This is a genomic window from Thiothrix sp., assembly GCF_028714775.1.
Classification (GTDB): domain Bacteria; phylum Pseudomonadota; class Gammaproteobacteria; order Thiotrichales; family Thiotrichaceae; genus Thiothrix.
This window is the reverse complement of the sequence record NZ_JAQTLS010000011.1, coordinates 20,829-38,019: the sequence shown is the minus strand read 5'-3', so window position 1 is coordinate 38,019 and position 17,191 is coordinate 20,829. Positions and strand designations below refer to the sequence as shown.

19 protein-coding genes are annotated in these 17,191 nt (G+C 53.4%); 13 read left to right on the top strand and 6 right to left on the bottom strand.

Features of this window, described 5'->3' with window-relative positions; all coding sequences use genetic code 11:
* The first annotated feature begins 43 nt into the window (after positions 1-43).
* The 10 genes from PHE17_RS11800 to corA all read left to right on the top strand — a co-directional run bounded on the left by PHE17_RS11800 (position 44) and on the right by corA (position 7,825).
* The gene (locus tag PHE17_RS11800) at positions 44-1,021 is read left to right on the top strand and encodes a KpsF/GutQ family sugar-phosphate isomerase (protein WP_301016059.1); all 978 of its coding nucleotides are present in this window, start codon (positions 44-46) and stop codon (positions 1,019-1,021) included.
* On the top strand, positions 1,021-1,572 hold the full coding sequence (gene kdsC, locus PHE17_RS11795; protein WP_301016058.1) for a 3-deoxy-manno-octulosonate-8-phosphatase KdsC: 552 nt from the start codon (positions 1,021-1,023) through the stop codon (positions 1,570-1,572). The genes PHE17_RS11800 and kdsC overlap by 1 nt, the downstream gene beginning before the upstream one ends.
* Positions 1,569-2,126, top strand: coding sequence for an LPS export ABC transporter periplasmic protein LptC (gene lptC, locus PHE17_RS11790; protein WP_301016057.1), 558 nt, complete (start codon positions 1,569-1,571; stop codon positions 2,124-2,126). Before kdsC ends, lptC begins: the two co-directional genes overlap by 4 nt.
* Positions 2,098-2,673 carry a lipopolysaccharide transport periplasmic protein LptA gene (gene lptA, locus PHE17_RS11785; RefSeq protein ID WP_301016056.1) on the top strand — a complete coding sequence of 192 codons (576 nt, stop codon included), beginning with the start codon at positions 2,098-2,100 and terminating at the stop codon, positions 2,671-2,673. The genes lptC and lptA overlap by 29 nt, the downstream gene beginning before the upstream one ends.
* The gene (gene lptB / locus PHE17_RS11780; protein ID WP_301016055.1) at positions 2,670-3,395 is read left to right on the top strand and encodes an LPS export ABC transporter ATP-binding protein; all 726 of its coding nucleotides are present in this window, start codon (positions 2,670-2,672) and stop codon (positions 3,393-3,395) included. Before lptA ends, lptB begins: the two co-directional genes overlap by 4 nt.
* Positions 3,396-3,510: 115 nt before the next feature.
* Complete coding sequence (locus PHE17_RS11775; protein WP_301016054.1) at positions 3,511-4,989, top strand: RNA polymerase factor sigma-54; 1,479 nt, start codon at positions 3,511-3,513, stop codon at positions 4,987-4,989.
* Positions 4,990-5,083: 94 nt separating this feature from the next.
* The gene (gene raiA, locus PHE17_RS11770) at positions 5,084-5,419 is read left to right on the top strand and encodes a ribosome-associated translation inhibitor RaiA (RefSeq protein WP_301016053.1); all 336 of its coding nucleotides are present in this window, start codon (positions 5,084-5,086) and stop codon (positions 5,417-5,419) included.
* 5 nt (positions 5,420-5,424) lie between these two features.
* Positions 5,425-5,913: a PTS sugar transporter subunit IIA gene (locus tag PHE17_RS11765; protein ID WP_301016052.1), complete on the top strand. Its 489-nt coding sequence runs from the start codon at positions 5,425-5,427 to the stop codon at positions 5,911-5,913.
* On the top strand, positions 5,914-6,783 hold the full coding sequence (gene rapZ, locus PHE17_RS11760) for an RNase adapter RapZ (protein WP_301016051.1): 870 nt from the start codon (positions 5,914-5,916) through the stop codon (positions 6,781-6,783).
* An 88-nt stretch (positions 6,784-6,871) separates the two neighbouring features.
* Positions 6,872-7,825: a magnesium/cobalt transporter CorA gene (gene corA, locus PHE17_RS11755; RefSeq protein ID WP_301016050.1), complete on the top strand. Its 954-nt coding sequence runs from the start codon at positions 6,872-6,874 to the stop codon at positions 7,823-7,825.
* Between the two features lie 25 nt (positions 7,826-7,850).
* Here the strand turns inward: corA and mltB are convergent, their stop codons facing one another.
* The 3 genes from mltB to PHE17_RS11740 all read right to left on the bottom strand — a co-directional run bounded on the left by mltB (position 7,851) and on the right by PHE17_RS11740 (position 10,720).
* Positions 7,851-8,993 carry a lytic murein transglycosylase B gene (mltB, locus tag PHE17_RS11750; protein ID WP_301016049.1) on the bottom strand — a complete coding sequence of 381 codons (1,143 nt, stop codon included), beginning with the start codon at positions 8,991-8,993 and terminating at the stop codon, positions 7,851-7,853.
* 86 nt (positions 8,994-9,079) lie between these two features.
* Complete coding sequence (locus PHE17_RS11745) at positions 9,080-9,775, bottom strand: hypothetical protein (protein ID WP_301016048.1); 696 nt, start codon at positions 9,773-9,775, stop codon at positions 9,080-9,082.
* Positions 9,776-9,853: 78 nt separating this feature from the next.
* A complete protein-coding gene (locus tag PHE17_RS11740) occupies positions 9,854-10,720 on the bottom strand; it encodes a DUF3025 domain-containing protein (protein WP_301016047.1) in 867 nt (288 codons plus the stop codon).
* 73 nt (positions 10,721-10,793) lie between these two features.
* On the opposite strand from PHE17_RS11740, the gene PHE17_RS11735 reads away from it, so the two are divergent.
* Positions 10,794-11,276: a hypothetical protein gene (locus PHE17_RS11735; RefSeq protein WP_301016046.1), complete on the top strand. Its 483-nt coding sequence runs from the start codon at positions 10,794-10,796 to the stop codon at positions 11,274-11,276.
* A 402-nt stretch (positions 11,277-11,678) separates the two neighbouring features.
* Here PHE17_RS11735 and PHE17_RS11730 read toward each other — a convergent pair whose 3' ends face one another.
* Both PHE17_RS11730 and PHE17_RS11725 read right to left on the bottom strand, forming a co-directional pair.
* Positions 11,679-12,740, bottom strand: coding sequence for a formylglycine-generating enzyme family protein (locus PHE17_RS11730; RefSeq protein ID WP_301016045.1), 1,062 nt, complete (start codon positions 12,738-12,740; stop codon positions 11,679-11,681).
* The gene (locus tag PHE17_RS11725) at positions 12,741-14,201 is read right to left on the bottom strand and encodes an NACHT domain-containing protein (protein WP_301016044.1); all 1,461 of its coding nucleotides are present in this window, start codon (positions 14,199-14,201) and stop codon (positions 12,741-12,743) included.
* A 169-nt stretch (positions 14,202-14,370) separates the two neighbouring features.
* Between PHE17_RS11725 and PHE17_RS11720 the strand changes: the two genes are divergently transcribed.
* Positions 14,371-14,964 (top strand): DUF2238 domain-containing protein, encoded by a 594-nt coding sequence (locus tag PHE17_RS11720; RefSeq protein WP_301016043.1) that lies wholly within the window; start codon positions 14,371-14,373, stop codon positions 14,962-14,964.
* Between the two features lie 2 nt (positions 14,965-14,966).
* On the opposite strand, the gene PHE17_RS11715 is transcribed toward PHE17_RS11720, so the two are convergent.
* Positions 14,967-15,776 carry a hypothetical protein gene (locus PHE17_RS11715; protein WP_301016042.1) on the bottom strand — a complete coding sequence of 270 codons (810 nt, stop codon included), beginning with the start codon at positions 15,774-15,776 and terminating at the stop codon, positions 14,967-14,969.
* A gap of 102 nt (positions 15,777-15,878) precedes the next feature.
* On the opposite strand from PHE17_RS11715, the gene PHE17_RS11710 reads away from it, so the two are divergent.
* Positions 15,879-17,189, top strand: coding sequence for an FAD-binding domain-containing protein (locus PHE17_RS11710; protein WP_301016041.1), 1,311 nt, complete (start codon positions 15,879-15,881; stop codon positions 17,187-17,189).
* The last annotated feature ends 2 nt before the right edge of the window (positions 17,190-17,191 follow it).

Here is a 17,191-nt window from a genome sequence, read left to right as displayed (position 1 = left end):
TGTACAATCCTGCCCTTCTTTATAAACAACAACACCCAATAACATGGATAAAACACACCGCAAAGACCTGCTGGCACTGGCAAAAGCCGTAATCGACACGGAAATCGCCGCCCTTCAAGCCCTACCCGCACGGCTGGATGAAGGCTTTGCCAATGCCTGCGAAGCCATTTTAGCCTGCAAAGGGCGCGTCATCGTCACCGGCATGGGCAAATCCGGGCATATCGGCAACAAAATCGCCGCGACCCTTGCCAGTACCGGCACTCCGGCGTTTTTCCTGCACCCCGGCGAAGCTAGCCACGGCGACCTTGGCATGATCGTCAATGGCGATGTAATTATTGCCTTATCCAATTCCGGCACGAGTGAAGAAATCCTCGCCATCATGCCCATGATCCGGCGACTGGATGTGCGCGTCATTGCCATGACCGGCAACCCGCAATCGCCGCTGGCAGAAGCCGCCGACTTCCACATCAATACGGGCGTAGACAAGGAAGCCTGCCCTTTAGGGTTAGCACCCACGTCCAGCACCACGGTCACACTGGTGATGGGCGACGCACTGGCAGTAGCCTTGTTGGAGGCACGCGGTTTCACTGCCGATGATTTCGCCCGTTCCCACCCCGGCGGACGTTTGGGCAAACGCCTGTTGGTGCATGTACGCGACATCATGCATACCGGGGAAACCATCCCGCAAGTCAGCCCAGAGGTCAGCCTCCAACAAGCCATTCTGGAAATGACGCGCAAAAAACTGGGCATTACCGCCATTACCGACGCTAACGGGATGCTGCTCGGTATTTTCACCGATGGCGACTTACGGCGCTCGTTTGAAAAAGGCATCAGCCTGTTGGAACAACCGATTTCCGCCTTGATGACCCGACACAGCCGTACTATCGAAGCCAACAGTTTAGCGGTCGAAGCCCTCAATCTGATGCAAGAACACGCCATTACCGTGCTGCCAGTCGTGCAGGAAGGCCAGCTTATCGGTATCATCCACATGCATGACCTTTTACGCGCAGGAATCGCCTGATGTACCACTTCAATAACATCCCGGAAAATGTCCTTGAACGCGCCCGCAACATCCGCCTTACTATCTTCGATATTGATGGTGTGCTGACCGATGGCGGCTTGTTTTTCGACAATCAGGGGCAGGAATACAAAGCCTTCAATTCCAAAGACGGGCACGGTATCCGCATGTTGTTGGAAAGTGGCGTAGAAGTCGCACTGATTACCGGACGCCAATCCGAACTGGTATTGCACCGTGCCGATAACCTGAAAATTCCGCGCGACCGTATCTGGCAAGGCTACCGCGACAAACGCCCCGCCTTCGCCGATTTGCTGGAAAAAACCGGGCTAAACGCGGCAAACATTGCCTATGTCGGGGACGATGTGATTGACCTACCCGTCATGACCCAAGTCGGCCTTGCCGTTGCGGTCAACGATGCGCACAGTTTCGTTAAGCAGCACGCCCATTGGACAACGGAAAACACTGGCGGACGCGGCGCTGCCCGTGAAGTCTGCGAAATGCTGTTGCACGCCCAAGGCACATTGCAAGCCAAACTGGAAAGCTACCTCGTATGAAACGGCTCATCATACTGGTCATTGCCCTACTGAGTATCCTGCTGATCACCCGGATGGAGGATTACCTTGGACAACAGGACATCAGTAAGCTGGCGATGGATAAAGACCGGGTTGACTATTACCTGTCAGGCTTTTCCATCACTGCCATAACCCCCGAAGGGACAGTCAACCACGAACTGACAGGTCATCACTTGTCACATTGGCAGAAAGCAAAGCAAAGCCTGATTATTGCCCCGGTGATTTTTGACGGTATCAACCCGGCAGAACGTACCCAAATCAGCGCTGACGAAGGCCGCGTCAACCAAACCACCCAAGTGGCAGAACTAACAGGCAACGTCCACAGCGAAAAGCCGGGCAAGGATGGACAAAACGGATTCAAGCTGCGCACAGATTACCTGACCTACAATATGACCAACCGGGAAGTTTCGACCAAGGCTGCCGTTTCAATGACGACACCTTCCGGCACAATGCAGTCGACTGGCCTGACGGGAAAACTGGACGAAGATTTACTGAGATTAAATACCCATGTTCATTCAACATACCAAGTTAAATAAGTGGTTACTGGGCTTACTGATCCTCAGTAGTGCCACCACCGCATTCGCCCTCAAATCCGATGTGGAACAGCCCGTCACGATTGAGGCAGACGAGGCCGTCTTCGATAAAAATGCCGGGACAGCCAGTTACGATGGCAACGTCATCATCAAACAGGGCACGTTGGAAATCCTTGCCGCCCACATTGACATCCTCGCGCCTGAAAGCGAAATCCAGACCATCACCGCCACAGGTTCCCCAGTCAGTTTCAAACAACAAATGGATGACAACAAACAGGCTCAGGGCAAAGCCAACGAAATGCAGTACCACGTCAAGGAAAAACGCTTGTTACTCAAAGGCAACGCCGAACTCCAACAAGACCAAGACAAGTTTTCCGGCAACTACATCGAATACCTGCCCAATGACGGGCAACTCAAGGCCAATGGGGAAGGTAGCAAATCAGGCCGCATTTCCGCCACTTTCTACCCGACCAATAAAGCTGATGGTACAACCGCCAAACCAGCCCCAAAACCAACCGACACCAAAACTGACAAGAAAGCCGCTGAATGAATACCCTTGCCGCCCATAACTTGCAAAAGCGTTATAAGCAACGCGAAATCCTTAAAGGTGTCGACCTGCACGTCAACAATGCCGAAGTTGTTGGTTTGCTGGGGCCGAACGGCGCAGGCAAAACCACCTGCTTTTACATGATCGTCGGTCTGGTCGGCCCCGATGAAGGGCAAGTACTGCTCAATGGCAAAGACATTACCGCCGCCCCTATGCACGAACGCGCCCGCGAAGGCATCGGCTATCTGGCGCAAGAGGCCAGCATTTTCCGCAAGCTAACGGTTGCCGAAAACATCATGGCAGTGCTGGAAATGCGCAAAGACCTCACCCGCACCCAGCGCCAAGAGAAAGTGGATAGCCTGCTGGAAGAATTCCAACTTGCCCACCTGCGCGACAACTTAGGGATTAGCCTCTCTGGTGGGGAACGCCGCCGCGCTGAAATCGCCCGTGCACTCGCCACTGAACCCGCCTTTATCCTGCTGGACGAACCCTTTGCCGGGGTTGACCCCATTTCCGTGCTGGAAATCCAAAAAATCATCCGCCATCTGGTATCCCGCAACATCGGCGTACTCATTACCGACCATAACGTGCGCGAAACCCTCGGCATCTGCAACCGTGCCTACATCCTCAGCGAAGGCAAGATTCTGGTGACAGGCACACCCGATGAAATCCTGCGGAATGAGCAAGCCCGGCGCGTCTATCTCGGGGAAAACTTCAAGTTGTAAGTCAGCAGCCATTCACGCTGCATCACGCATCTTTGCACCCCAGAATGATTAGAGTAGTATGAAGGCATGAACATTGAACTCATGCTGGTGTGCAGCAAAAGGAACAACAAGAATAATGCTTAAACAGGGATTTGACCTCCGATTAGGGCAAACGCTTTCGATGACGCCCCAACTGCAACAAGCCATCCGCTTGCTGCAATTGTCGTCGCTTGAGCTGCAAACCGAAATCCAGCAAGCGCTGGAAGAAAACCCCCTGCTCCAACTTGCTGATGACGCAGGCGAAAGTGTGCCTGAGTTAACTGCCGCACCCACCGCCGAAGAACAAGCCGCCGAATCACGCAACGAAGAAACACCCAGCGTTGACGATACCCGTGCTGACCAAACAGACATCCCAGACGAACTGAACATGGATGCAGAGTGGGAAGACATTTACGACACCCGCAGCAGCAACAGCGACAGTGGCGGCGATAACAGCAGCTTCCTCGAAAACCAAGAAAGCGCTGACTCTGGCTTGCAAGAGCATTTGCTGTGGCAAATCCGCATGAGCAACCTCTCCAGCATCGACAAACAGATTGCAGAAACCCTGATCGGCTCGCTGGATGAAGCTGGCTACCTGTGTGATTCACTGGAAGAAATTTTCGCCATCCTCAGCCACGAATTGCCGATTGAACTGGAAGATATTGAAACCGTCCTCAAATACATCCAACGGCTTGATCCCGTCGGGGTAGGTGCACGCGACCTGCGCGAGTGTATGTTGGTGCAACTGTCACAGTTCCCAGAGACACGTTTACTGCTCAAAACCCGCCAGTTGGTAGAAAAAAATCTGGACTTGATGGAGCGGCGCGACTATAAAGAAATACAGAAAAGGCTAAAAATAGATCAGGCGGAACTGGAAGAAATGATCCTGCTGTTGCGTAGCCTGCAACCCAGACCAGGCAGCGCGTATTCCGCATCGTCCCCTGACTATATTGTGCCAGACGTGTTCGTGCGCAAATTCAAAGGACATTGGGTGGTTTCATTAAACGCACAAGTTACGCCAAACCTGCAAATCAACCAGTTTTACGCTGACATGTTGGGGCAGGTCAAAAGTGAAAGCGACACCAGCTACTTCAAAACCAACCTGCAACAAGCCCGCTGGCTGATCCGCAGCGTCGAAAGCCGCAACTCCACCCTGCTGGGTGTGGCAAAAGCAATAGTTGAACGTCAAAGCGCTTTCATGCAATATGGTGAACAGGCGATGAAGCCTTTGGTGCTTAGGGACATAGCAGAAGAGTTAGAAATGCACGAATCCACCATTTCCCGCGTCACAACCAACAAATACATGCACACCCCGCGCGGTGTCTTTGAATTCAAATATTTTTTCTCCAGCCAAGTCGACACCGACACTGGTTCCAGTTGTTCATCAACCGCAATCCGAGCCATGCTCAAAAAGCTGATTGCAGAGGAAAGTCCAGCATCCCCCCTGAGTGATAATCAATTGACTAACCTGCTAAACCAGCAGGGCATCAACGTGGCACGGCGAACCGTAGCCAAATATCGCGAAGCAATGTCCATCCCGCCATCACACGAGCGGAAAGCATTGGTTCCGAGCTGAACCACATCGCCCGTCACTGCGTCCCACTGGCATGGGTCAGCAACGCAGACAACCGATGTGGTTTCTACTATGACCTGAAAAAAGGAGCTTGCAAATGCAATTAGAAATCACTGGTCATCATCTCGAAGTGACAGACTCCATGAGTAATTACGTCCGTGAAAAAGCGGATCGTCTGAAACGTCATTTCGATCAGGTAATGAACATGCATTTCATTTTGGCAGTCGAAAAACAACGCCACAAAGCGGAAGCCAGTATGCACGTCAGTGGCAACCAAATCTTTGCGGATGCCCATGCTGACGATATGTACGCCGCCATTGACGCCTTGGTCGACAAGCTGGATCGCCAGATTGTCAAACACAAGGAAAAGCTGAAAAACCATCATCGTCAGGAAGCTGCGCACATTGTTGAAGCAGCGGCAGAGACGGACTAACACACATGGACATTACGACCCTGCTTTCCCCGGAACGTATCGCTTGCGAACTGGATGTTTCCAGCAAAAAGCGTGCATTTGAAAAACTGGCGAAAATGCTAGCCAGTGCTCAGGATGCGCTGGATATGGAAACGGTTTTCGAAGCATTGATCAACCGGGAAAAGCTGGGAAGTACTGCGCTGGGGAACGGCATTGCCATTCCCCATGCCTGTTTGTCCATCGCCCAGCCGTGCGGGGCTTTGCTGTTACTGGAGGAGGGCGTCAAGATGGATGCACCTGACAAAAAGCCAGTGCAACTGTTCATGGCCATCTTGGTTCCAGCCAGCAAAGTCCCCGATTTCTCCCCACTCATTACCGAACTGACCAGCTTCCTATCGCAGAAATTCCTGCCTGAACACCTCCGGGATATTCACGAACCCAGCGCTATTCTGGATTACCTCAATACGCATTTCCTCCCTGCGGAACAATGTTACCGCACTGCCCTAGCGGCCTAAATGCCCATGCACCTCGTTATCGTCAGTGGAATGTCAGGTGCAGGCAAAAGTTTTGCCTTACACACGCTCGAAGATAACGGCTATTACTGCATCGACAACCTGCCGTCGCAATTGCTGGAGGCTTTGCTCGGCACGGCACAAATTACCCAGCAAACCCATTTGGCGATTGGTATCGACATCCGGGGTGGGCGCGACAGCTTGCAAAGTGTCCCAGCCATCATCAAACGCATCCGCCAGCGCATCCCCAATACGCAACTCATTTACCTGTATGCTGATCAGGAAATCCTGCGGAAACGTTACAATGAAACCCGCCGCCGCCATCCGCTTGCCAGTGAAACCATGGAACTGGACAAGGCGATTGCGCTCGAATCGACCTTGATGGATCCATTAGCTACCGATGCCGACTTGCGGATCGACACTTCCCACACCAGCATCTATGAACTCGGACGCTTGCTAAACGCCCGTATTAGCCAAACGGAACCGTGCAAACTGTCGCTGATGGTGCAGTCGTTTGGTTTTAAGCATGAAGCGCCATCAGATTCCGACTTCCTGTTCGATGTACGCTGCTTGCCCAACCCTTACTGGGTAACAGACCTGCGTAGCCAAACCGGGCGGGATGCAGGCATTATCGAATGGTTGGAAACACATGATTCCGTGCAACAGATGTACGGCGACATCCGAGACTTCCTTGACCGCTGGCTACCTAACGGTGACGGCAATTGCCAACGGGCTTACCTGACCGTATCCATCGGTTGCACGGGTGGACGCCACCGCTCAGTGTACATTACCGAACGCCTTTACCAGCACTTCCGCAAAACGTTGGGGGATAATGTCATCCTGCGTCACCGCGAACTCAATTACGTGCGCTGAACAACTTCGCACGGTACAATAAGCCCGCCTTTCAGGCCGCTAACACTAATTTTCCACCAAGGCTGGCCTCATACAGGGGGGACAAACGATGCTGCGATTTTTCGGTTTCACCGACGGGAAACTGGTTGAGCAACGCTTCAACGAAGCGACACTTGACCATGCTGTACCCAATACCGGCTGGGTGGATGCGCAAGATACCTCCGATGAAGAACGCGACCGTTTGGAAGCCTTACTGCATACCGAACTGCCAGAATCCGACGATGTGGAAGAAATCGAATCCTCCGCACGTTATTTCACCGACGCCAGCGGCATCCATGTCCACTCCCTGTTCCTGACCCAAAGCGAAGGGCGTATGGATACCACTACGGTGGCATTCATCCTGCAACCCGAGCGCCTGATTACCGTGCGTGAATGCGAGCTAGCGGATTTCCGGTTGCTGCGGATGCGGGCGCGACGCGGGCAGGTGGAAGTACGCACACCCCGGCATTTGCTGCTGACCATTTTCGAGCAAAAAGTGGAAAACTTGGCGGACGCCATCGAGGACATTCACCACGAACTGGAAAACGTCAGCCATCGGGTGTTGGAAGAAACAGATACGGATTTGGAAAGTGCTATCGACGATCTGGCTGCGATGGAAGATGGCAACGGGAAAATTCGCCTGTGCTTGATGGATACTCAGCGTTCCATTTCCTTCCTGCAACGCCAATTGCGCGACACGCAAGCGGGTCAGGAAATTATCCCGGATGTCATCCGCGACATTGATACGCTGATGTCGCATACCACCTTCCTGTTCGACAAGATCAACTTCCTGATGGGCACGACCCAAGGCTTCATCAATATCGAACAGAACAAAATCATCAAGATATTTTCGATTGCCTCCGTCGTGTTCTTGCCGCCCACACTGGTTGCCAGCATGTACGGCATGAACTTTGACATCATGCCGGAACTGCGCTGGGAATTCGGTTACCCGCTGGCAATTAGCCTGATGATACTCGCGGGCATTGCGCCCTACTTGTACTTCAAGCGCAAGGGCTGGTTGTAACCCCAGCCCTTACCGCGCTTTCCGCTTACTTACCTACGCGCTGGCGCACGCCTTGTGCCAGCAGGTGGACAGCCATTGCATAGTAGTTGCTATGGTTGTAACGGGTAATGACGTAGAAGTTTTTGTACCCGACCCACGGCTCTTTCGGGCCATCCGGCACGATACTCAGCGCCAACAAATGCACTTGCCCGCCGGAACCATTGCCGTATTTCGGAGCAACGCCCATGCGGTTCAGGTCAGACATTGAATATTTGACCTTGAAACCATCCGGCACATTAGCATAGGTATTGGAGCTGACTTGCGCCGGGACAGCGACTTCACCGCCGCGCTGCCAGCCACTTTGGGCAAAGTAATTGGCGATGCTGCCGATAGCATCCGTCGGGTTCCACAAGTCGCGGATACCATCGCCATTGAAGTCGACTGCGGAACCGTGGAAGCTGCTAGGCATGAACTGACCGTAACCCATTGCCCCAGCGAATGACCCCATCGGCGCGAGCGGATCCATGCGTTCACTGCGGGTCATCAGCATGTAGTTCTTCAGTTCGCTGAAGAAATAATCGCTACGGCGGGCATTGGTCAAGGCGGAAGTGGTCAGCGCATCAATCACGCGGTGCTTACCCAGAATACGCCCCCAACGGGTTTCCACACCCATGATGCCAACGATGTACTCTGCTGGGACACCGTATTGCATCTCTGCACGGCGTAATTCAGCGGAATGTTGCTGCCAGAATTCGGTGCCTTTTTGGATATTCGCAGCCGTCACAAAGCGGTCACGGTAAGCGTACCAACCACGCGGGCTGCCTGCGTCCGGCTTCTGCCATTGTGCTGCCACGTCGTCGCGGTTACGCACGTGGGAAAATACGCCGTACAAATAATTACGGTTGAAACCTTGGGTACTCGCCAGATTTTCGATGAAGCTAATCAAACGCGGATTGCCTGCGAAATCACCACCCAAACCCGATGCGGAATAATTACCAACGCCTTGCCCACCGTAACTGACGGAACCCGGTTGTTGGTCGCCTTTCCCTTTATGCCCATGCTGCATCGACGTGGAAGATGACGCGCTGTCATCAGCGTCCCCTTTTTCCGGCACTTGGCTACAGCCAACCATCCCCACGGTTAAGACTGCCACTGCGGAATACGTACACAAATCCCTGAACAGACGCATCCAGTTCTCCTTAATAAAGCGACAAAAGAAAGCGGAGTACTGCTGGCCTCCGCCGTTTAAAAATAATAGTGGCCCAATGACCTTATTTACTTAGCGAAATTGACGAAATTTCCCGCCTCATCAAACACAGGTGGGAATTGGTTGGTGATCGCATCGCTCACTGTCACCGGATCGGGCGAACTCAGTGAAGGGAAACGCCAACCGCCCGGCATATAACCCATGTCATACGGGGTATTCATCATTTTGTCCCAGACATCGCCCGTAAAATCGGTGTAAAAATCAGGCCAGATATAGCGCGTATCCCCCCACGGTTTTACTTCTTTCTTTTTCGGCTGCTGAGGGATCGGCGGGCGCATCCCGCCATACGGCATCTGGCGCTGCTGCATCATATAAGGATTATACCCCTGTGCTGCATAAGGGTATGCAGGATAAGCGCCAGACGGATAGGCGTAATTGCCATAAGGCCGGTAAGCGTTGGCATACGGCTGCTGCATGTAGGCTTGGTTAGGGAATTGCGCCGCTGTTTGCCCTACCCCCGGATACTGCAACTGGTTCGCTGGCGTAACGTTTTGCGGGGGAAATGCCCCGTTCTGTGCCGCTTGAGCCTGCCCTTGTTGGGCTGCGGTAATAGGCGCGGGCGGTGCAATTTCTGCCCGCGTTTTTACGCCCGGCATCAAACCTAAACCCTCAGCCGCTGCGGGCGGTTGGTTTGGTTCTTCTGCATACGCCGCCTGTGCGCCCAACAGTACGGCTAGCGTCAAAGCGCCTTGTAATAGTTTCATGGAATCCGCTACCCAATCGTGGTGAATGTCTGATTAGAATATCAGAAAAGCAACGGATGCAGTAAGACACTTACAACGCTAAAGCGAGCGGATGATGCGGGTTTTACGCTCCCGCGTTTTCGCCCGGAAATAAGTGTCCTGTTGGTAGAATGCCGCATCCGCATTTTGCCACCAGCCGGGAATGCCCAACACCGGCAGCGGGTTCAAATGCAGCGGCGACTCCAAGCAGCCATCGCGTACAGCGCTTGCCATTACCTGATCCAACTGCGCTTGTTGTTGCGCCAACGTCAGGCCAAAAAAACCGTCTGCCACTTCCACCAGCAAGGCGTGTGCGGTTACACCCACGTAAGGGGTCAGCATTTTATCCAGCAAGGCGTGCCCAAAGATGAAACAACCAACCTCCTTGCCCCATGCGGCGCGTTCCTGCCAAAACAGCCGTTGCCAGTCAAAGTCCAGTGCGTACTGCAACAATTCATGACGGGTCGCGGCGATAATCACACCGTTTTCATCGAACAGGGTCAGCGCATCGCGTTGCGGGGTACGGGGTTTGCCGTGCTGTTGCAAGTCAGCGGCGTGCAAGGTGCTGATCACAGCTTTGGTTTGCGGAAACAACACCCAAATCAGCGCATTGAGGAAGTCGTGCCAGTTGGCGTCACGGGTAGAAACGATGCCGTGTTGGTAAATCCGCTCTTCATAATACAGTTCTGGGTGGGGGATGTGTTCGTCTTGCGGCAGGAAACGTACCGGGATTCCAGCTTGCATACACACACCTTGCGGCAGCAGGCGGTTCAAATGTCCGCAATCAGGCCAGCTTGCCTGTGCTTGCCAACCATCGGGGTCGGGTAATTGCCGAAAACAGGAGTGCAAGGTGGCGAAAGCGGGGTTCCAAATATCGGGCATAGTGATGGCGGTCGCGGCAAAGACAGGTATTCTATACCCGCACATACATCAAGTACCACGGTCGAATTTCGTCTTATACTGTAGCCATCTTTTTTAGCTTATAGCGGGGACATCCCAAATGCGGCTTATCCATTTTGTATGCTTATTGGCACTTTCAACACCTATTTTTGCGGCGGATTTAATCGGCTCCGAAATACCACCCTACCCTGACGGGCTTAAGGAGGCGGAAGGCGCGTGCGTCGCTGACTCCTTGGGCGCTGAAAATATCTGCAATTACGCCATCGGGGTGCTGGCAAACGCCAACGACGAACCGACCCACATCTACGCGGGCAAGTTCCTGCGTTACGACAAGGAAAACGCCCCCTATTGGCTGGTCACGGATGCCATCCCCTACCCCAAGTTGCCCGACGATTACTTCGTTGCCTTCGCCACTTGCCGCGAAAATGGCAAGGACGACTCGACAATTTTTGCAGCAGTCAAAGGCGAAGATACGGAAATCTACAAGAACATTTTGTGGGCGTACCGGCTGGATTTGACCCAGCAGAAATTTATCACGCTGGATACCAAGGGGATTGAGTGCCGGAGTGAGGGAGAGGATTGAAGGAAATTCGTCGCCAAACCATCCATAACCCCCGGCAACTTCGTTGAAGAAAACCCATCCCCCGCCCTTCCCTTATCAGGGAAGGGCGCAGGAGGCGGTTTCGATATAGGCCAATAAGTGTTGGCGGACTGCGGCGGTCAGCCGTCCACATCACACGTTCTGCGGCAGTTGGGTTTTGCGGTTGAGCTGTGCCAATTCGACCAAGTTTTTGTTGTAGGGCAGAAATACATACTCTTTCATTTCTGCCATGCTGCCAAACCCTCATTCACTGGGCAAACCCGGCAGACGAAGTGACGCTCTGCTCCCTTCCCTGATAAGGGAAGGGCTGGGGATGGGTTTTCTTCGCCGCCGCTTCGCGGCGGATCAGTGGTACAGTGCCCAGTAGATCAGTGATCAGTAAAATCAATGGGGGGAACAACACAACAACCGAAAACCCCGATAGTAGTCACGATAGCGCGGATGACTGAGGTCGCGAAAAGAGGCGCGGCAATCCTCTGCATGGTTGTACCACGCGCCGCCCCGAACCACACGAACACCGCCGGAAACATCAGCCGTAGTTATCTGGGGTTCCTCATACTTATTGAGACACCATTCCCAGACGTTACCGGACATATCCATCAGACCGTAAGGTGACTGGCCTTGGGGGTAAATGCCAACAGCAGAGGTTTCCCCCAAATTGTATGACCCTGCATCACCATAGGTTTCGTTAATATTTGCATCGCCTGTTTTGTAACCTCCTTCCCACGGATATTCCCGACCATCCGAACCCCGCGCTGCTTTTTCCCATTGCTGTTCTGTTGGCAAACGGATTTCTTGACCTGTTTTGGCTGATAGCCAACGGCAGAAGGCGATGGATTCATACCAGTCAACACTTTCCACTGGGCGGTTGCCTTCTTTCCGCCAGTGTTCCGGTTTTGACTCAGGCTTTTGCAGCCCTTCCCACCATTTATCCGTTTCATAGCCACCATCTGCTACGAATGCCTGAAATTGGGCGTTAGTGACGGGATAACGACTCATTTTGTAGGTTGGCAGGGACAAGCGTTCACCATCCTGATAGGTAAATTCGCCAGCAGGGATTTCTACCCAGTCGATGTCATCAATGCCAAGACCGGGGCGATTATCCCAATTCAGCCATGCCAATACTGTGCTGATCGCATGACGTTCATGTGGGTTGGGATAGTTCGCAATATCGGTGATGGCGTTTTGCCATTGAATACGGAGTTCGGCAAACAAAACGTCATCCAGCAACCCTTGTTCACGGGCAATTTCCGCCGCCAGCTTGGGATTGCCCACCGCCAGCCATTGCAAAAAAGGTTTGGGATCGACTTCGTACTCGGCGGCAAGTTTCGCTGCTTCTTCCCAGCCGTTTGCAGCCCACCATTGCTCAGGCCAGAGGGTTTGAGCTTGTAAGCCATTTGCCCTTCGTTCTTCAAAACTTTGTGCGGTAAAGAATTCCTGTAGCAACTAGTGAGAAAAACGCACGCTATCGCGGGTCAACTCCAACAGGCTAGCGGCAGCAGCAAACTCCAACCGGGGCAATGGCATGGTGGCAACTGCCTCAGAACGGGATAATACAGTGCGCACTTCCTGAGCGGACTTGGTACGGCTTTGCAGTTGCCATGCCAGTTGTTTGAGTTCCGCTTTGAGCTGTTCCTCATGCGCTTTGGGGTAATGGTTTTCCGGTTTGGCTTGTTTTTCCCGGTAAATCAGGTCTTCGACGAACTCGGAAAACAGGGCAATGCGGCTCTCCGGCAATTGTTGCTGTTCGCTGTAAATCATCACCATCTGGGTCAGCAAGTAAGGGTTGGCTGCCAGTTTCATCAGGCTACGCGGGTCATCGAGATATTTTTGTCTGTTGTCATCCCACCAATATTCGTTCTCACCTGTTTTCCACTCTTGTGGCATTTCTGCCAGTGTCCAAAATTCTTCCCAGTGGCTTTCATGACCACGTTCTTTCCAGTCTTCCCACGCTGAACGCATTTCCTCCCCGCCTGCCAGTTGCCAGAACAAGCTTTCCGCCATCCCGTGCGCGGCTTCATCTTCGGCAAAATAGTTGTGCAGGAAGTCATGGATACGTGGCGGGTCAAGTGGTTCAATCGTTAGCCGATCTAAGTCCTGTTCCAACGGCCCGCGATAATCCCGCAGACGGCAGGTCAACAGCACGGAATCGGTCGGGTAACGCTCCAGCCATGCACGGACTTGCGGCAGTTTTTCCTCACGCTGGTCGAAGGGGATTTCGTTCAGGGCATCGAAAAGCGGCAGCAGGCGTTTGCTTTGGTACAACTCGGCAAAGTAGCTTGCCAAATCACCCAACTGTTCCAGCACGAAGTCATGCAGCGTGAGGTTTGGACTATCCCAACGGTTGAGCGGGATCACCACGGGCAAGATTTGCCCCGGCTGTTCCAGTGCTTTTTGGGCATAATCGGCAGCGATGCGCCACAGGGAAAAGGTTTTGCCAGCGCCCGGTTCACCCAAAATCACCAACTGTTTGTGTTCGTTGAAAGCAGCGATAACATCATCGTGTTCAACACATTCACCCACCGCTTCCATCGGTTCGTCATATTCGGTGCGCTTGCGGTGGCGCAGGCGTGGCGACATACACGCAGCCGCGATACGCTTGCGTTCCTTGCGGAATTGTCCTGCCAACGGGGCGTAGACTTTGCCCGCAAAACGCAGGGCGCGTTCTTCGTTGTCGCGTAGCAAACTTTCCAGATAAGCCTTTTCAGCAACTTCTGAGACAATGGCTTTCGCATAAACAACGCCATACAACTCATCCAGTGTTTGCTGAGTTTCTGCTATCAACCGTTCAAGACGCATTTTCTCTTCAACACGGGTTTCAAGGTCATTCGCCATTTGCAAACGCGATAGCTTTTCCTCAAGCAACTGCCTGCGTTGGGCATCAAAATCGGGAAAGCTAGTCGACATAAGGCGCAACAATTCCTATTCAAAATTCCTGATGAATTAATAGCAGATTTTACCCAAAGGCGAAACATTACAGCAAAAAGTAATCACACAGTTCACAGGCAACTCCTGAACAGGCATCATGGATTCATAAAAATACCGTCAAGTTACGCCGTTGGAGGAAGCGCACACGATGAAAACCCTATGGCTCGCCATTTTTACCGCCGTCCTGATCTGGTCAGGCATCCACCCGAAAGACTATTTCACGTGGTTTCTGGAAGTCGTGCCTGCGCTGATTGGCATTGTGGTGCTGGCGCTGACCTACCGCACGTTTCCGCTCACGCCGTTGGTGTACACGCTGATCCTGTTCCACTGCCTCATCCTGATGGTCGGCGGGCATTACACTTACGCGGAAGTGCCGCTGTTTGATTATTTCAAGGACTGGTTCGGTTTCGAGCGCAATAATTACGATAAGGTGGGGCATTTTGTGCAAGGTTTTGTGCCTGCGATGATTGCCCGCGAATTGCTGATCCGCAAAGCCATTATCAACGGGCGAAGCTGGATGAATTTCTTCATCGTGTGTTTCTGTCTGGCGTTCAGTGCACTGTACGAACTGATTGAATGGGCAGTGGCGGAATTTTCCGGCACATCGGCCGAAGCGTTTTTAGGTACGCAAGGTTACATCTGGGACACGCAATCGGACATGGCGCTGGCCTTGCTGGGCGCAATCGTGGCCTTGCTGCTGTTGCCGAAGCTGCATGACCGACAATTGCAAACCTTGCGATAAACTTACCCGATGGCGCGAAGGCGTTCCTGCACCAGCGCCATATTCGCCAATGCTTGCTGTGGCTTAACCTCAAATACCTTGCGGCTGAGCGGAAAGCGATCCCGCAATTGCGCCAGCACTGCAAAATAATCCCATTCCGGGGTGTAAGCATCTGCCGCGTCCAAACCCTGCGCAAGCACTTCGGTAAATGCCAAGTGCTGATCCCACAAGCCGTTATTGGCGTGCAGGTGGAAATGCAGCTTGAAGCCCTTTTCCGTCAACGCTTCTAACCACTGTAACCATTCCGGCAGGGATTCTTCCGACCACAGTTTAGCGTGACCTAAATCAAAGCAGTGGTGGACGTAGCGCAATTCCAAGCGTTCCACCAAATCAAAAAACCAACGGTATACCTCAAGCCCGTGGAAAGTGTTTTCGACATAGAGTGGGTGGTCTAATTCGCTGCAAACGCGCTCCAACACTTGTAATTGCTGGGTCAGGTAAGCCGCCAGACTGTCGCGGAAAACCGCACGGCGCGGCACGGGCATTTTGTGCAAGTGCGTAATGGAATAGCTGGAACCGATGCTTTGTGCCTGCGCGATTTGCTGGCGCAGTTCCGTTTCGCGTTCACTCAGGCTGAACACACCGACGCGGTTATGGTTGATGTGCGTATTGATGGGAATGCCCGCCCCCGGCAAACGGCTATGGAGCAATTCCCACGCTTGCGGGTCGTTGAAATACAGCCCAACTTCCAATGGGCGTTGTTCGGTAATGGCGGCATTCACCACCGACTCAATCGTGTCGCGGCTTTTTTCCACGATTTTGTAGCCAAACATCTTCATGACACACCTAGATTTTTGTCGCTGACCAAGCCACGTATTCTACCTGCATTGCACGTATCTTGCGCCCATCGCCCGCTTCGTGGATCATCTACCCACATGAAAGAACGCATCCACATCGTCTGGTTCAAACGCGACTTGCGCATCCACGACCATGCCCCGCTGCATCAAGCGGCGAGCCATGGCAAGGTGTTGCCGTTGTACGTGGTCGAGCCGGATTACTGGCAACTGCCCTGTGTGTCCGCCCGCCATTGGCGCTTCATCCGCCAATCCCTGCACGAATTGAACACCACCCTCTCGCGCCTCGGTCAGCCACTGGTGAAAATGCAGGGCGAGATACTGAGCGTGCTCGACACTTTACAAGCGCGTTTCGAGATCGCCGCCCTGTATGCACATGAGGAAAACGGCAACCCGTGGACGAACACCCGCAACCAACACGTCCAGCAGTGGTGCACCCAACACGGCATCGCATGGCAGGCGTTTTCACCCTGCGAGCTAGCGGCGGAACGCGCCCCCGCCCCTGCCCGCCTTGCCGCACTGCAAACCCGCATCCCGCAACAAGGCTTGCCCGATACATTTGGCACGGTGTTAGAAAACGACGAAGCGCGGCATTGCCAAGCGGGTGGACGCAACGAAGCGCTGAAACTGCTCGGCAGCTTTTTCCGCGAGCGCGGGCAACATTACCAACGGGACAGTACGTTAGCGCTGGCAGCCAACAGCAGTTGTTCGCGCCTCAGCCCGCACCTCAGCTACGGCACACTTTCCCTGCGCGAAGTCAGCCACAAATTGCAAAGCACGTTGGAAAACCCCGAACTGGATGAAACCTGGCAACAATCCCTGCAAGCATTCGCCACCAACCTGCAAGCACGCTGCCAATGCCTGCAAACGCCAATAGCCGCACCAACGGACGCAACCGATTTCAACCAAGGGTATTTTGCAGCCTGGCAAACGGGCATGACAGGTTATCCGTTGTTGGATGCAGGAATGCGGGCGTTACGCAGCAGCGGCTGGGTAAACTTCCCAATGCGGGCATTACTGGTAACGTTTGCCAGCAAACAACTGGGGCTACACGGGGGAAAACTGGCGCAGCATCTGGCACAATGTTTCACCGATTACGAACCGGCTATCCACTATCAGCAACTGCAAATACTTGCCGGAAACGGTGACGTAAAAACCCAGCGCCTTTCCACCTACCTTAAACACGCAGCGGCACTCGACCCGCAAGGGGATTTCATCCGCCGCTGGCTACCGGAATTGGCAAACGTGCCGGAAGCCTACCTCCACCAACCGTGGGCAATGCCGTGGTCGGTGCAACAGCAGAGCGCTTGCATTATCGGGCGTGATTACCCCGAACCCATTGTTGACCTGCGCCGTGCTGCGCATAACTCACAGATGAAATTGTTCGATTGAGC

Coding starts and splice junctions, on each gene's coding strand:
- PHE17_RS11800 (WP_301016059.1), top strand. CDS start 44: ATGGATAAAACACACCGCAAAGACCTGCTGGCACTGGCAAAAGCCGTA.
- kdsC (WP_301016058.1), top strand. CDS start 1,021: ATGTACCACTTCAATAACATCCCGGAAAATGTCCTTGAACGCGCCCGC.
- lptC (WP_301016057.1), top strand. CDS start 1,569: ATGAAACGGCTCATCATACTGGTCATTGCCCTACTGAGTATCCTGCTG.
- lptA (WP_301016056.1), top strand. CDS start 2,098: ATGTTCATTCAACATACCAAGTTAAATAAGTGGTTACTGGGCTTACTG.
- lptB (WP_301016055.1), top strand. CDS start 2,670: ATGAATACCCTTGCCGCCCATAACTTGCAAAAGCGTTATAAGCAACGC.
- PHE17_RS11775 (WP_301016054.1), top strand. CDS start 3,511: ATGCTTAAACAGGGATTTGACCTCCGATTAGGGCAAACGCTTTCGATG.
- raiA (WP_301016053.1), top strand. CDS start 5,084: ATGCAATTAGAAATCACTGGTCATCATCTCGAAGTGACAGACTCCATG.
- PHE17_RS11765 (WP_301016052.1), top strand. CDS start 5,425: ATGGACATTACGACCCTGCTTTCCCCGGAACGTATCGCTTGCGAACTG.
- rapZ (WP_301016051.1), top strand. CDS start 5,914: ATGCCCATGCACCTCGTTATCGTCAGTGGAATGTCAGGTGCAGGCAAA.
- corA (WP_301016050.1), top strand. CDS start 6,872: ATGCTGCGATTTTTCGGTTTCACCGACGGGAAACTGGTTGAGCAACGC.
- mltB (WP_301016049.1), bottom strand. CDS start 8,993: ATGCGTCTGTTCAGGGATTTGTGTACGTATTCCGCAGTGGCAGTCTTA.
- PHE17_RS11745 (WP_301016048.1), bottom strand. CDS start 9,775: ATGAAACTATTACAAGGCGCTTTGACGCTAGCCGTACTGTTGGGCGCA.
- PHE17_RS11740 (WP_301016047.1), bottom strand. CDS start 10,720: ATGTGCGGGTATAGAATACCTGTCTTTGCCGCGACCGCCATCACTATG.
- PHE17_RS11735 (WP_301016046.1), top strand. CDS start 10,794: ATGCGGCTTATCCATTTTGTATGCTTATTGGCACTTTCAACACCTATT.
- PHE17_RS11725 (WP_301016044.1), bottom strand. CDS start 14,201: ATGTCGACTAGCTTTCCCGATTTTGATGCCCAACGCAGGCAGTTGCTT.
- PHE17_RS11720 (WP_301016043.1), top strand. CDS start 14,371: ATGAAAACCCTATGGCTCGCCATTTTTACCGCCGTCCTGATCTGGTCA.
- PHE17_RS11715 (WP_301016042.1), bottom strand. CDS start 15,776: ATGTTTGGCTACAAAATCGTGGAAAAAAGCCGCGACACGATTGAGTCG.
- PHE17_RS11710 (WP_301016041.1), top strand. CDS start 15,879: ATGAAAGAACGCATCCACATCGTCTGGTTCAAACGCGACTTGCGCATC.